This is a genomic window from Nostoc sp. NOS(2021) (assembly GCF_017115025.1).
Lineage (GTDB): Bacteria > Cyanobacteriota > Cyanobacteriia > Cyanobacteriales > Nostocaceae > Nostoc.
This window is the reverse complement of sequence record NZ_JABXKM010000088.1, coordinates 12,540-27,295: the sequence shown is the minus strand read 5'-3', so window position 1 is coordinate 27,295 and position 14,756 is coordinate 12,540. Positions and strand designations below refer to the sequence as shown.

9 protein-coding genes and 1 pseudogene are annotated in these 14,756 nt (G+C 42.9%); 9 read left to right on the top strand and 1 reads right to left on the bottom strand.

Annotation, left to right across the window (positions count from 1 at the left end; genetic code table 11):
* Positions 1 to 30 precede the first annotated feature (30 nt).
* The 3 genes from HWQ41_RS10900 (at position 31) to HWQ41_RS10890 (ending at position 8,553) form a co-directional block, all read left to right on the top strand.
* Positions 31 to 1,221 carry a transposase gene (locus tag HWQ41_RS10900; protein WP_292762454.1) on the top strand — a complete coding sequence of 397 codons (1,191 nt, stop codon included), beginning with the start codon at positions 31 to 33 and terminating at the stop codon, positions 1,219 to 1,221.
* 355 nt (positions 1,222 to 1,576) lie between these two features.
* The gene (locus HWQ41_RS10895; protein ID WP_292762451.1) at positions 1,577 to 5,884 is read left to right on the top strand and encodes an ATP-binding protein; all 4,308 of its coding nucleotides are present in this window, start codon (positions 1,577 to 1,579) and stop codon (positions 5,882 to 5,884) included.
* 437 nt (positions 5,885 to 6,321) lie between these two features.
* Positions 6,322 to 8,553, top strand: coding sequence for an EAL domain-containing protein (locus HWQ41_RS10890; protein ID WP_292762448.1), 2,232 nt, complete (start codon positions 6,322 to 6,324; stop codon positions 8,551 to 8,553).
* A 356-nt stretch (positions 8,554 to 8,909) separates the two neighbouring features.
* Here HWQ41_RS10890 and HWQ41_RS10885 read toward each other — a convergent pair.
* A pseudogene (locus HWQ41_RS10885) lies at positions 8,910 to 9,017 on the bottom strand (NAD(P)-dependent alcohol dehydrogenase); the annotation flags it as partial.
* Positions 9,018 to 9,119: 102 nt separating this feature from the next.
* Here HWQ41_RS10885 and HWQ41_RS10880 point away from each other — a divergent pair.
* The 6 genes from HWQ41_RS10880 to HWQ41_RS10855 are packed head-to-tail and all read left to right on the top strand — an operon-like array spanning position 9,120 to position 14,751.
* Complete coding sequence (locus HWQ41_RS10880) at positions 9,120 to 9,425, top strand: CRISPR-associated protein Csx3 (RefSeq protein WP_292762445.1); 306 nt, start codon at positions 9,120 to 9,122, stop codon at positions 9,423 to 9,425.
* Between the two features lie 5 nt (positions 9,426 to 9,430).
* Positions 9,431 to 10,033 carry a hypothetical protein gene (locus tag HWQ41_RS10875; protein WP_292762442.1) on the top strand — a complete coding sequence of 201 codons (603 nt, stop codon included), beginning with the start codon at positions 9,431 to 9,433 and terminating at the stop codon, positions 10,031 to 10,033.
* A 2-nt stretch (positions 10,034 to 10,035) separates the two neighbouring features.
* Positions 10,036 to 12,405: a type III-B CRISPR-associated protein Cas10/Cmr2 gene (gene cas10, locus HWQ41_RS10870; RefSeq protein WP_292762438.1), complete on the top strand. Its 2,370-nt coding sequence runs from the start codon at positions 10,036 to 10,038 to the stop codon at positions 12,403 to 12,405.
* Entirely contained in the window at positions 12,402 to 13,109 is a 708-nt protein-coding gene (locus HWQ41_RS10865; RefSeq protein WP_292762437.1) for an RAMP superfamily CRISPR-associated protein, read from the top strand. The genes cas10 and HWQ41_RS10865 overlap by 4 nt, the downstream gene beginning before the upstream one ends.
* Positions 13,109 to 14,332 (top strand): CRISPR-associated RAMP protein Csx10, encoded by a 1,224-nt coding sequence (gene csx10 / locus HWQ41_RS10860; protein WP_292762431.1) that lies wholly within the window; start codon positions 13,109 to 13,111, stop codon positions 14,330 to 14,332. Before HWQ41_RS10865 ends, csx10 begins: the two co-directional genes overlap by 1 nt.
* Complete coding sequence (locus HWQ41_RS10855; protein WP_292762428.1) at positions 14,329 to 14,751, top strand: hypothetical protein; 423 nt, start codon at positions 14,329 to 14,331, stop codon at positions 14,749 to 14,751. Before csx10 ends, HWQ41_RS10855 begins: the two co-directional genes overlap by 4 nt.
* The last annotated feature ends 5 nt before the right edge of the window (positions 14,752 to 14,756 follow it).

Here is a 14,756-nt window from a genome sequence, read left to right as displayed (position 1 = left end):
TATACTTACATAAGTATAGAATATCTATCCATGTTTGCCATCAAGCGAGAATTAAAACTAAACAACAGAGAAGTCTCGTTGATGCGTGGCAATGCTGGTTTTAAGCGTTGGGTGTATAACTATGGATTAGACCTGATTCAATCCTCTTGGGATTTTGAAGATATAAAAGCTTCTGACACCAAGCGGATTGATGCTATCAGAAAAGTATTTACTCAAGTGACAATGCACAAACCTGAATATGCATGGATGAGATTATATCCATCCACAGTTTATCAGTCTGCATTTATCGACTTGAAAAAGGCTTTTGAGCGATGGCGTAAAGGTATATCCGGGTTCCCGAAAAAGAAAACAAAGAGAAAAGGAGACTCATTTACAGTTTATAAAACATCCGGCATCTATCTAGAAAAAGGTAAGCCTGCATTGCCGTTTACTAATCGGGCTGTTATTCAGTCGGGTAAACAAATTAAATTACCTGGACTGAAAACATTCCGACTGAAGGAACGAATTGACTTTATGTGTAGTTCTCAGACATTTACTGTGTCCAGAACTGCTGATAAATGGTTTGTTTGCTTCATGTTAGATGCCGACAAGCTTCCGCCGACAATTCACCGAATTAAAAAAATCGGAGTTGATCTTGGTGTGAAAGTTCTAGCGACTTGTTCCGATGGTACAAAATACGATATGCCAGCTTCAACAAAAACGGCGAAAACCAAGCTGAGTAAGCTACAGTGGCACAATCGTAATAAAGTCGTTGGGAACAGCAAGCTAAAAATTAAAGCATCAAATAACGCGAGGGGATACTACACTCAAATAGCTAGGCAGCACTCAAGAATTGCGAATATCCGGCAAGATACCACCCAAAAAATGACGACTGACTTAAGTCGCAAAGCTGCTGTCATTAGGATTGAGGATCTGAATGTCCAGGGGATGATTGCAAACCATAAATTAGCACAATCAGTAAGTAATAACTGCTTCTACGAGATTCGTAGGCAGTTAACTTACAAACAATCTCACTACGGTACTAAGGTTGAGTTGGTTGATCGGTGGTTTCCTAGTTCTAAGACTTGCTCTAAATGCAATCATATCCAAGACATGAGGTTGTCAGACCGAATATTTAATTGCCAAAAATGCAAGCATATTCAAGACCGCGACGAAAACGCCGCAACTAACCATAGAATTTGCCTCTCTCGACAAAGTACGGTTGGCTTGACCGGAACTTAACGCCTGTGAACAAGCAGTAGCCGACTACCTTGGACGAAGCAGGAAGAAAACACTAAACTAGGTTTAAGCAAGTTTAGGTAAGTTTTTTAGAGCAGTAAGCTTTGTGAGTTCTGAATGACAATCGGCCGCAGTAGCTTGGAATATCAGTGAGATAACGCTGACAATAGAAAATAGCCAAAACAACAACTTGCCGCTAAAAGTCACGGCAGAGTTGGTATTTCACGCTCTATATGCCCTTGAATATCCTCAAAAATGACTGTTTAGGAGCGTAAACGTCTGATTTAGAAAGGATATTGACCAAAAGACGACCACAGATGTAGCCTGTAACCGACGCATGACCAATCGAGAGGAATCAATGAAGAACGAGTCAACGTCAGCAAGCAACGCCGACGTAAATTTTCTTCTCGGCGGGGGTGAAATGGGTGCTAGGATGCGAGAACGGGACTGGTCAAAAACTTCCCTTGGCCCAACACAGCAGTGGCCACAGAGTTTGAAGACTGCTGTGCGGATTATGCTGACTTGCCGTCAACCCATGTTTGTTTGGTGGGGCGAGGAACTGATTAACCTTTACAATGACGCTTACAGGGCTATTATTGGCGGCAAACATCCAGAAGCACTTGGGCAGCCAGCTTCCGAGGTGTGGCGGGAAATATGGGATCAGGTTGGGCCAAGAGCAGAATCAGCGATGCTGAAGAATGAGGGCACTTACGACGAAGCGCTGCTGCTAATTATGGAGCGCAACGGCTACCCGGAGGAAACCTATTACACTTTTTCATATAGCCCGGTTCCTAATGACCAGGGCGACACAGGTGGGATCATCTGCGCCAACACGGACGACACGCAGCGGATCATCGGTGAGCGTCAATTGGCACTTTTGCGTGAACTAGCGGCTAGGACGGCAGACGCACGGACATTCGATCAAGCCTGTACGCTGAGTGCGAGTTGTCTGGGAAGCAACCCTTACGACCTCCCTTTCGCAATGATTTATCTGGTTGATCAAGATAAGCAGCAAGTTTTTCTGGCTGGAACGTGCGGCATCGGGCAAAACCACGTAGCAGTTCCTGAAACAGTGACTTTCGATTCTGATTGGGTTTGGCCCTTTGCGGAAGTGATCAGAACGCATCAGGCAAAACTAATTTCCGATTTGGAAGTGTCTTTTAGTAGTCTACCTTGTGGTGTTTGGCAGCGATCGCCCCATCAAGCGATCGCAGTACCGATTGCCCCATCCGGTCAGACCGGAAAAGCTGGTATATTGATTGTTGCTTTGAACCCCTTCAGGCTATTCGACGATAATTATAAAGGATTCATCGATTTAGTTGCGGCTCAAATTGCAGCCAGCATCGCTAACGCCCAAGCTTACGAAGAAGAACGCAAACGCGCTGAAGCCTTGGCAGAAATTGATCGCGCTAAAACCGTCTTTTTCAGCAACGTCAGCCACGAGTTCCGTACCCCACTTACCCTGATGTTGGGGCCACTAGAGGAAACCTTAATCAATTGTGCCACTCTGCTTCCAGCCAAAGAACGAGAGCAGTTAGAAATGGTGCAACGCAATGGACTCCGCCTGCTGAAACTGGTCAACAGCCTGCTAGATTTCTCGCGCATTGAAGCCGGACGGGTTCAAGCTTCATACGAACCCACAAACCTTGCCACCTTCACCGCAGAACTAGCTAGTGTATTTCGTTCAGCAGTAGAACGGGCAGGGATGCAGTTATCAGTCAATTGTCCTTCCCTTCCAGCACCAGTGTATGTAGATCGAGAGATGTGGGAAAAGATTGTTCTTAATCTGCTCTCGAATGCATTCAAGTTCACGATCGCTGGAGAAATTACAGTCAGCTTACAGTGGTCAAATGACCATATTGAGTTCGCAGTCAAAGACACAGGAATCGGTATCCCCGCAGAAGAAATTCCCTACCTTTTTGAACGATTCCACCGCGTCAAAGGGGCGCAAGGACGCACTTTTGAAGGGTCAGGAATTGGATTGTCACTGGTGCAAGAATTGGTGCAAATGCATAGTGGAACAGTCCATGTCACCAGTATTTTAGGAGCAGGCAGTTGCTTTACTGTGTCAATTCCGACGGGATATGCTCATTTGCCTCCAGACCGGATTAGTGCCCCTCGAACCTTAGCTTCAACCGCATTAGGTGCAACACCGTATCTAGAAGAAGCCCAGCGTTGGCTACCCGAAGAAGGGAACAGGGAACAGGGAACAGGGAACAGGGAACAAGAAACAGGGAACAAGAAACAGGGAACAGGGAACAGGGAAGAACCTTACCTGTCACCCTCTCTCCCCCGAATTCTCCTGGTTGACGACAACGCAGATATGCGCGATTATGTCAAGCGGCTATTAAGTCAGCAGTATGAGGTGGAATCAGTGTCGGACGGTTTAGCTGCTTTGGATTCTGCTCGTGGGCGTGTCCCAGACTTGGTACTGACAGATGTGATGATGCCTGGATTAGATGGCTTTGGATTGCTGCAAGAATTACGATCTGATCCGCAGACGCAAAAAGTTCCAATTATCCTGTTGTCGGCACGGGCGGGGGAAGAGGCACGGGTGGAAGGGTTAGAAGCGGGAGCCGATGATTATCTGATTAAACCGTTCTCTGCCCGTGAATTGTTGGCGCGGGTAGAGGCAGCCCTAAAAATGGCGCGTCTCCGCCAAGAGGCAATGCAACGCGAGCAAGGGTTGCGAATTGAAGCGGAGGTGGCGAAAGCACACCTAGAGACTGTCCTAGCTGGCATCCAAGACCAGTTCTTTGTGTTGGATCGAGAGTGGCGTTATACCTTTGTCAATGATCGGCTAGCAGAAGTTGTTGGCATCCAAAAGGAAGAGTTGCTAGGTAGAATCATTTGGGAAGTGTTTCCAGATGTGCTTCAAAGCGAGTTTTATACTCAGGTTCAGCGGGCGTTGGCTCTGCCATCGACTTCTCTAAGGGACACTCCGCGAATGCCGATCGCACAACAGACCGTTATTCAGTTTGAATACTTTTATCCTGCTTGGCAGCGCTGGTTTGAGAATCGCGTCTACCCCTTTGTTGAAGGAGTAAGCATTTTTGTTACAGACATTAGCGATCGCAAACAGGCAGAGAAAGCCCTTCTAGAAAGCGAAGAACAGTTCCGCAACATGGCTGACAATGCCCCCTTCATGGTTTGGGTAACTGATACAGATCGCTACTGCACCTACCTCAGCAAAAGCTGGTACGACTTTACAGGTCAAAGTGAGGAAACGGGTCTGGGATTTGGCTGGTTGAATGCCGTGCATCCAGAGGAGTGCAATTATACTAAGAATATGTTCTTGGCAGCTAATAGGGGCTGCGAGGTTTTCCGTATCGAGTACCGCTTGCGGCGCAAAGACGGTGAGTATCGCTCTTGCATAGACGCGGCTAATCCCTGGTTTGGAGTAGACGGTGAGTTTAAAGGTTATATTGGCTCAGTGATTGACATTACAGAACGCAAAGTAGCAGAAGCCGAACGCGATCGCCTGCTGGAACTTGAGCAAACTGCCAGAACTGAAGCCGAAAGAGCCAACCGGATTAAAGATGAGTTTCTGGCGGTGCTTTCCCATGAGTTGCGATCGCCTCTCAATCCCATTCTCGGTTGGGCAAGACTCTTGCAGACTCGTGAGTTTGACGCAGCAGGGTTGAAGAAAGCTATTGCAACCATCGAGCGGAATGCTAAATTACAAGCTCAACTAATTGAAGATTTGCTGGATGTCTCTCGCATCTTACAAGGCAAGCTCAACCTCAACATGTTTGCCGTCAACCTAGTGCTTGTGATTGAGGGGGCATTGGAGACAGTGTGTTTGGCAGCAGAGGCTAAAAATATTCAAATTCAGACGATGCTGGATATTTCTTTAGGGCAAGTTTTGGGTGATTCCGCTCGTTTACAACAAGTGATTTGGAATCTCTTATCAAATGCCGTCAAATTCACTCCTGAAGGAGGAAAAATTGATATTCAACTAGAGCGCATTGACACTCAAGCTCAGATTACCGTCAGCGATACAGGCAAAGGGATCAGCCCTGATTTTGTCCCTTATGTGTTTGAATATTTTCGTCAGGCTGATAGCACAATAACCCGAAAATTTGGTGGCTTGGGGTTAGGATTAGCAATTGTTCGTCATCTGATAGAATTACATGGCGGCACGATTTGGGCAGAAAGTTTAGGTGAAGGGCAAGGAGCTATTTTCACAGTCAGGCTACCGCTGATCAAAAAAGAGTTAACCCCAAAACAACACATAAACATTGCTGCCTTAAATGCTTCTCCTAGTATTGAAATGCTTACAGGCATCCAAATCTTAGTTGTGGACGATGACGATGATACCCGTGAGTTTCACACATTCGTGCTAGAGCAGGCTGGAGCAACGGTAATTGCTGTAGCATCAGCAAAAGAAGCATTGCAAGCATTGGTAGAATCAGAACCAGATATTCTGCTAAGTGATATTGGGATGCCAGAGACAGATGGCTATATGCTGATGCGCCAAGTTAAAGCATTGCAGGCAAACCAAAGAAAACAGATTCCCGCGATCGCTTTAACTGCTTATGCAGGAGAAATCAACCAGCAACAAGCACTCCAATCAGGGTTTCAAAAGCATCTGTCCAAACCCGTCGAACCAGAGGAGTTAGTCAAGGCAATTGCAACTCTGATTGGCAGAAGTGAGAATGGCTGAGTGTTCAGCTGCTGTGCATAAACCGGATTCCTATATATATTTACTCTTAATTAATCCAGCTAAAAGTTCTTTATCCTATGGCTAATCTTTGCCTTTTTTTGTAACTTAAATTGTTGATATAACTCCTCTTTAGTTTGCTTGATTGCACAAAATATATTCGCACTTACTTGAGTTTTACTAGAAATTTGGGTATGTGTAAGTGAGTTATAGCAGGAGACTGGGGACTCTTTACTGGGGACTGGGTTGAAAGTCTGTTTGTATATAGGTTTTATCATCAGTTAATGTCCTAACCTTCTTGTCCGTTGCTATACCTGATAAATTAAAATATTCAGTTTGCCGAACTCATCAAATCTTCATCTATTTGAAGTGTAGTTTATCTTTTACAGTAGAAATAGTGGGAATAATAAAGTAAATCAGATTAAGCAAATTAGTTAGCTATGAGCCAAATATGTCCTATCTCCAAAACCTGTGCTTGTCGTAATGTTGCACGCTGCCGGACTAAGGAGGCAGGTAGGCTCTTTCTCTGGTTTCCCGTTCCACATACCCTGAAAAAAGTCACCACCTACCTACAGCAGTTTACCCTTAAGTATGAACTGATGCACGAGCGTCCAGGTCTGAGTTTGGACTGTAGACCCGGACAGTCGCTAGAAATTGCCCGTAACCTGGCCAAATTACTTGCACCGAGAGAATTAAAAGAGACGCAAGCCCTTTTCATTCGAGGCGCTATGCAACCTCAAATCCAGGATTTTAGTGACATAGCCTCGTTACAACGCTTCATTAAGTTAAACCAATCCGACTGGCTGGTTGAAATGCTGGCAACGGAACGATTCACCAGTTACTTCCAACCAATTGTCTCAATTAAGGATACATCGCAGATTTTTGGATATGAATCGCTCTTGCGGGGACTAGATGAACAAGGCAATTTAATGTTACCGGGGCCAATTCTGGAGTTAGCAACCGAAGCCGGACTCCTACCACAACTCGACCAAGTTGCTCGCCTCAGCACAATTACTCAAGTCAGTCGCTATCAAGTGAGTGGACACATCTTCATCAATTTTGCACTAACGTCACTTTATGACCCAGCTTTTTGCCTACGTAGCACGGTAGAGGCAATTGATGCTGCCGGCATTCCCCATGATCGGGTTGTTTTTGAAGTCGTGGAGTCAGACAATCCTCAAGATTTAGACCACCTGAAGACAGTGCTGCAATACTACCGGGATACTGGGTTTTTAGTCGCCCTTGATGACCTCGGTTCTGGCTATTCCAGCCTAAACTTGCTGCATCAGTTACGTCCAGACTTTATCAAGCTGGACATGGAGTTAATTCGAGATGTGCATCAAGACCTTTACAAAGCTTCGATTACCGAGAAGCTTCTAGAGATTACTCAAAAGTTAAATATCCAGACTGTTGCTGAAGGAATTGAGTGCATTGAGGAACTGAATTGGCTGCGAGAACGAGGTGCAAATCTTGCTCAAGGCTATTTGATTGCTAAACCCAGTGCAGTGCCCGTCACTACAACCCCTCAGTTTGATGCGATCGCATTAACTGTAGCATCGGCAAATTCTCCGCTGGTTGAGCAACAGGTTCAACACCAAAGCGAGTCCGAGCGAATTGTTGCGGGTGTGACGCAGCACATTCGACAATCGTTGGAGTTAGACGAGATTTTGCAAACCACAGCAGCCGAAGTACGACAACTGTTTGAGGTAGACCGAGTGCTGATTTATCAGTTTAAGCCAGACTGGAGTGGGTTAGTTGCTGTAGAATCTTTAGCAGAAGGGTGCATATCCATTCTGGGATTTCACGTCATGGACACGTGCTTTAAATCTACCCGTGCAACTTACTATCAACAAGGCAATACTAAAGCGATTGAAGACACTCAAACTGCGGGACTATCGCCGTGTCATCTTGACCTGCTTCAAAGTTTGCAAATCCGGGCAAACCTTGTCGTACCCATTTTGCACCAAGAGCGTTTGTGGGGATTATTGATTGCTCACCAATGCCGTAACCCCAGACAATGGCAGCAATCTGAGGTTAATTTGTTTAACCAGTTAGCAGGTCAAGCTGCGATCGCTATTCAGCAATCAGAACTTTACCACCAATTACAACAAGCCAACCAGGAATTACAGCGCCTTGCCAGTTCGGATGGTCTAACCCAAGTGGGAAATCGACGCTGCTTTGATGACACGTTCAACGCAGAGTGGCAACGGTTGGCACGAGAGCAAGGCTCGCTATCTTTGATTTTGTGTGATGTCGATTACTTTAAGCTTTACAACGATACGCATGGACATCTGGCAGGAGATGATGCACTTAGACAGGTTGCTAAGGCCATCTCTCAGACAGTTAAACACCCCGCTGATTTAGTTGCTCGTTATGGTGGAGAAGAGTTTGCAGTCATTTTGCCGAATACTGATATCGAAGGGGCGATCGCAGTTGCAAGAGATATTCAGACTAATATTAGTGCATTAAAAATGCCTCATCCCCATTCTCAGGTCAGTGAATTCATCACCCTAAGTCTTGGTGTGGCAACTATCACTCCTCATAGCCAATTATCTCCTGCAACCTTAATTGCTGCTGCTGACCAGGGACTCTACCAGGCAAAAGCACAAGGAAGAAATTGTGTGGTGCAGATAGATTGTAAGGATGCTAACCGAATAATTACTAATTCATAAGTAGGTAAGTGGGAATATTTATAACTATGTTAATAAATTTAAATTGTAGTGGCGTGGCACAGCTAAAATAGTGCATTAGATGTAGGTTGGGTGGAGCGGAGCGCAACCCAACACATATCAGGATGTTGGTCAGGATGTTGGGTTACGCAAAGCCTCCACCCAACCTACAATTTTTTTGCAACATTTTAGCCTTGCCACGCCAGTAGGGTGCGTTAGCTGAAAGCGTAACGCACGATCCATAATTCAAGGTGCCGTACTCTCGTCTAACACACCCGACGTTAATTCATATTTGTTTACATACATTGAAATTTTTTTGCCGACTTACTTAATTCATAATTAAAGACACTGTACAGAGCAAGTATTGGCATAGGGTTAATCGTATTTCCTCTGTCTGATAAAATGCCAATCAAGCTAATACGTCCTGCAATTGGAACTGCTTGCAGCGATTTTGGTAGAATGCCTGCACGCTCCAGAGTTATACATTGAGAACAGTATAACTATCATGCTTGGAAGTACCTTCTTCCAATCACCTGTATGATAGAGCCATTCGTGGAGGTGTTAAAAAAATGACTACTTACAAAATCGCCTTTGAAGGTGATGTGTTAAAAATTGGATTTGCTGACCCAGCACAAAACGATCAAATTGTCAAAGATGCGGCGGTACGTCTAGATGAGATGAGCAAAACAGGAGAGCTAGCAGGGGGAGTATTACTCAAGATTAATGGCCCGGTGTCTGTGCCTGTAGCTTTTGTATTAGCACATAAGGTAGGACATCTTTACGGTGCGATCGCATTTTTTGACCCCAAGTTAGGCAAGTACGTTGTCTGCATTACCCATAATCCAGCATACAACCTGGGTGACTTAGTTGATTAAGATATATGCAACAATCACCAATCAAAGTTATTCTTTGCGGATCTCCCCATTCGGGAAAGTCTTGTTTAAGGGACGGTTTGAAGCAAGCGATGATGTCAATGCATCGAGCCGGGAAAGCGCCCTATCCCCATTTTATTACAGCTTGTCCTGATGGGGAAGGTGCATGGTTTGCCGAAACAGTACGCAATAATCCTGCTTTAGCGCAACAGTTAAAAGATGAGTACAAATCTAAATTTACTTTACAATTTGCTCAACAAAAAGCAATACAAGTTAAAAAGACGTGTTTGCCTCTGAATATGATTGATTTAGGTGGCAAAATAGATGACAAAAATAAATTAATTGCATCCTATGCTACTCATGCGTTAATTTTATTTAGGGATATTACGCAAATTACTCCTTGGCGGGAGTTTTGTTTGGAACTGAATTTGCAAATCATTGCCTGTATCTACAGTGATTATCACGGTGTTGTAGATCAAATTGACTCTGAGTCACCCATACTCACAGGTAGCGTTCATCGTTTGCAGAGAGGAGAGGATGTTTCAGGGCGTCCGATGGTGCAGGCTTTGGCGCAGTTGTTGGTGGGGTTGAGTAATTGCAGAAATATGTAGAAATGAAAACAAGTAATATGGAAAATCCCAGTTCTATTATGATTGCGATCGCTTGGTGTTTGGCTTGGGGAGATCAGCGAAAACCTAAGTATAAGCTGGAAGTGTTACAGCAAATGCAACAGGCTTTAAAGGATGGGGAAGATGTGCCAGAAGAAGTGCGATTCATTGTCGAACAAGTGCAGAAATTACAAGGCATAGATAAAGATTACTTGCCAAAAACCCTTGATGAATTAAAGAGCGAGTATCCTGATTTATGGAATCAGATTATCCGTATTGGTCTAGTTTATGGTGGTGCAACCAAGATTAAGCCATACGTGTTTGAGTCAGCAAAAATTCAGGATATTCGTGGTGCATCTGCCTTACTGGAGCGGATCAACGTCTATGATATACCCATTCTATTTTCTCAAGAAAAAAAGTCTATCTCAATTTATCAATGGCGACATGAACATTTTGCAGATTTGGAAATAGCATTAATTCCTGAACTTATTATCTACTCTACGGGCGGTAATGTTCTAGCATTTTGTCCAGCAGCATTTGTTAATGATTTAGCAAATGCAATTGAAAAACGCTACACTCAAGAAACTTTAACTGCTAACTCCTGTGCGGTGGGAGATACATTTAGACTTATCGAAATTCGCTTTGGTTTGCTAAGAGAACCTATAGAAAATACACATTGGTTAGATTGGTATCGTCAGGAATATAAAAAACCACTTGTTCAGGCTTACTTTGGCGATCTAGAGAAGAATATAGAAAACGCTAAAACAGAAAGATGTACTAATTTAGCTATATCTATTGACGAGGCTTTCGCAGACCGTAAAAGTTTTAATGAACTGACAACAAAATTAGCAATTTTATTTAATCAGCGTCGCAGTGGTCATGACTTTTATAGTCGCCCCAGTCGTCGATATCCTCCCATGTTTGAAACTCATCCATACTTGATGCGTGATGGAAGCGATCGCAGATCGGCAGTGATGATTATCCAGCCTCCAGAATTGCCTAGAGAATCTCATTTTTCTGAAGCTTTAGCTCGTAAGCATCTGGTTGGTAACAGAGCAAAAAAGGGTTCAAATATAGTACCAAAATGGTATCAAAACTCGCAATTGGAATGGCAAAATCTTAGAGTGAAAGGCTGGGTAGATAAATACAATTCATTTTTGGATAATAATCCCAGTTTAAAACAGAAATACTACTCAGGTCTCAAACCTGATGACATTGAAATTGCCCAAAATCTCAGTCATATTAGTAATGCCAGTAAAGATTTCATTGCTTATATATATGCTGATGGCAATAATCTGGGCGGTTATATCCAGAAAATTCGGACTCCGCAAGAGTATCAGGAGTTTAGTAAAGATGTAGAATTAGCGACAGAGTATGCAGTTTACCAAGCGTTAGCAAAGAATCTTCATCCTCATAAATTGTATAAATTAAATGATGAGGAAAAGTTACTAGAGAATGGTGATTTAGTTCATCCGTTTGAAATAATTACCATTGGTGGTGATGACATTATCTTGATTGTACCAGCTAACAAAGCACTGGCGATCGCTAAAAATATTGGAGAGATATTTGAAAAAATTCTCCTCAAACAAGTGCCATTGGGAGAAAGCACAGAGAGTGAAAAGATAATCGGTGATTATAAAATCAAGCAAGACAGTAAGCCCATAGACTTAAAAAAATGCCATCGCTACAAACCGACAGAGGCTCCACCTTCCCAATGTCAACTCAGCACCTCAATTGGTGTGCTAATTACGGCATATAATACCCCTATTTACTATGCCAAAGACCTAACTGAACAGTTGCTGAAATCAGCTAAAGAGCGTGCCAAGAAGTTGAAGAAAGCTGGATACTGTGGTGGAACGGTAGATTTTTTAACCATGAAATCTGTCACCATGATTTCATCCGACATAAAAGAATTTCGTAAACAGGCATTGACAAAAAACCTAAAACCAAAGTTGAAGCTTTATGCCGCTCCTTACACATTACATGAATTAGGAGGTTTAATCAGTGTAATAGAAGTTTTGCAAAAGGCAAAATTTCCCAAATCGCAACTTTATCAAATTCGGAATTTGTTAGAAAGAGGTAAGCAGACTGCCATTCTCAACTATCGTTACTTTCGAGTGCGACTCAAGCAAGGTAAACCAGAACTGCAAACAGAATTTGAAGAAGCTTGGTGTCAGCCTAAAGATTCCAAAAATAGGGGTAATTTAGCCCCGTGGATGTATGACGATGGGGCGCTTGAGAATGACAAATCAGACTATCCTCTTTTTGAAACTATTTGGCGAGACGTTGTAGACTTGTATGATTTCATTGCTTCACCAGATGATGATATTGATGCAATTGAAGCACAAATGGCGACTACTGAGGGTGACTTATGATCTATCTCCAGCAATTATCAAACTTTATCACCTCATATCCAATTACGGCTGTAATTGACACTGCTTTATGTGTTGGTGCGGGTGGTTCTTCTGGTTCACTAGCAGATAAGCCAATTGTCCGTAACTCTGAAGGAAACCTGCTGATTCCTGCTTCTCAACTTAAGGGTAGATTACGTCATGAGTGCGAAAAGATTGTGAGAGGTTTGCAATGGGCGATTTGTGTTTCTCCTAACCCGCAAACCATGTGTCCTCAAAGAGCGGGGTTAACAGAAAACTTTGAGTGGAGAGAATATCAAGTATCAGGTTGCGAAGGACAGCATCATTGCCTAATTTGTCAAATCTTCGGGAATCCAGTTTTATCATCTCGTGTGATATTTGATGACTTAATCTGCACAGAAGAACCAGATAATTTACCAGAAGTACTGCGTCCGGGTGTCACAATTAATCGCTGCCGCCACACTGCTGAAGAAGAAAAACTCTACTTTCTAGAAACCTCGCCAGCTAATGCCCAACTTAAATTTAAAGGACATATTCATCTATCTGGTACACCAGTCTATACAGGGGCATTAATTTTAGCTGGACTGCGACACATTTATGCTTTAGGTGGTAGTAAATCAGCAGGTTTAGGCTGGTTGCATTGGGAATTTCCTAACTTACCATTAGAACAAGCGGCGTGGGATTTTTTGGGAAAAGGAGGTGTGTAGTGAAAAGAATTAATTTGGAAATTAAAGCGCTGTCACCTTTAGCAATTGGGCGACAGAAGCCAGGTGGTTCTGTGACTGAAGCCGAAAACTACATTCCTGGTTCTGTGATTCGAGGAGCAGTTGCTGCTGTAATCTTAAAGTGGGCTAATACATCTATTAGTGATGGTGACAATTTTCACGAGCTATTTTTAGGTGAAAATCCGGCAATCTTCCAAAACGCCTATCCTGCAAATATTAAAATTCAGTCAGAAGTCAGAGTGTTACCCGCTACTGCTTTAAGTTCCAAAAACAAGTCAGGTTTTAAATCAAAACCCAATGATCCTAAACATAATGGCGTTTTTGATACTTTGATTGACCGTTTCTGTGCTGAAGGCTATGGACATCTTTACGATCCCAATTGCCCTGCTGACGGAGGTAGAGTGGATGCTTTCACTGGCTTTTATCAAATTCAGAGCAAATATTACAGCAATTCTACAACTACTCGTCTGTTAACGCGAGTAGGCATCAATCGACGCAGAGCAACTTCAGAAGAACGGGTTCTTTACAGTATTGAAGTTTTAAATGAATCCCAAGATCACAAAGAAAAACCGATTATATATATAGGGGGAATCTTTGTACCAAATGATTTGGCAGAATCTCTACAAGTTTTTATTGATAATCATCAGGAAGACTTACGTCTAGGTGGTGCAACGTCACGCGGATTGGGAAGAGTCAAGATTAAAGCAAAGCCACCTGTAGAAATTAAACCAAGCGTCACTAATCAAATAAAACAGTTCAATGATAAATTACATCAACGCTGGCATGAATGGAAGAATATCTTTGGTAATCCCGTAGAAGATTTAGCAAAAAATCGCATATATTTTACCCTTGATTTGCAAGCCGATGCCATCTTAACTGAAAACTGGCGACGCACTACTGTAATTTCATCAAAAATGCTTCAAGAATTAACAGACGTTACTGATTCTTCCCTAGAACTTCATGCAGCTTACAGCAGTTATGATTATCGTTCTGGCTGGAATTCTGCTTGGGGGCTTATGAAAGATGTGGAGTTAGTTACTAATAAAGGATCTGTATATTTATTCAGTACATCCAATGAGGATTTATGGATAAAAACCTGGGAAAATTTAGAAGTAAAAGGAGTAGGCGATCGCACTTCTGAAGGCTTTGGAAGTGTGCAAATTTGCAATGAATTTCATCTAGTATTGAGAGAGGAAGCAGTATGAGCAATTTATCAGAGCAACATAAACAACTGAAGATTCAAAAAGGCATCCGTCAGGCTGAAGATTTATTAGTAACTTGGATTCAGGATGCTTTAGATGACAAAAAATCCTATGGGGACTTAGAAGAATCACAGTTTCGTAACTTACTACGGGTTTCTGATATTACTGAAAGCACAGAAGTTATCAAAAATTTCCTACGCTATCAAGTTGGACGTGATAAGAAATGGGGTAGAGGTAAAGATTCGTTGGCTACAAAAATAATTGAAGATATTGACACAAGAATTAAAGAATGTGCTAATAAGATTGCCCAACAAGCTAAGGCTGAAGATGTTAACACAATTTTACTAGAGCTAACACGCCGTTATTTGGGTTATGGCGCTCGTTATTTAAAGTATAAACGTGACGGGGAATTTAACCTTTAATGGAT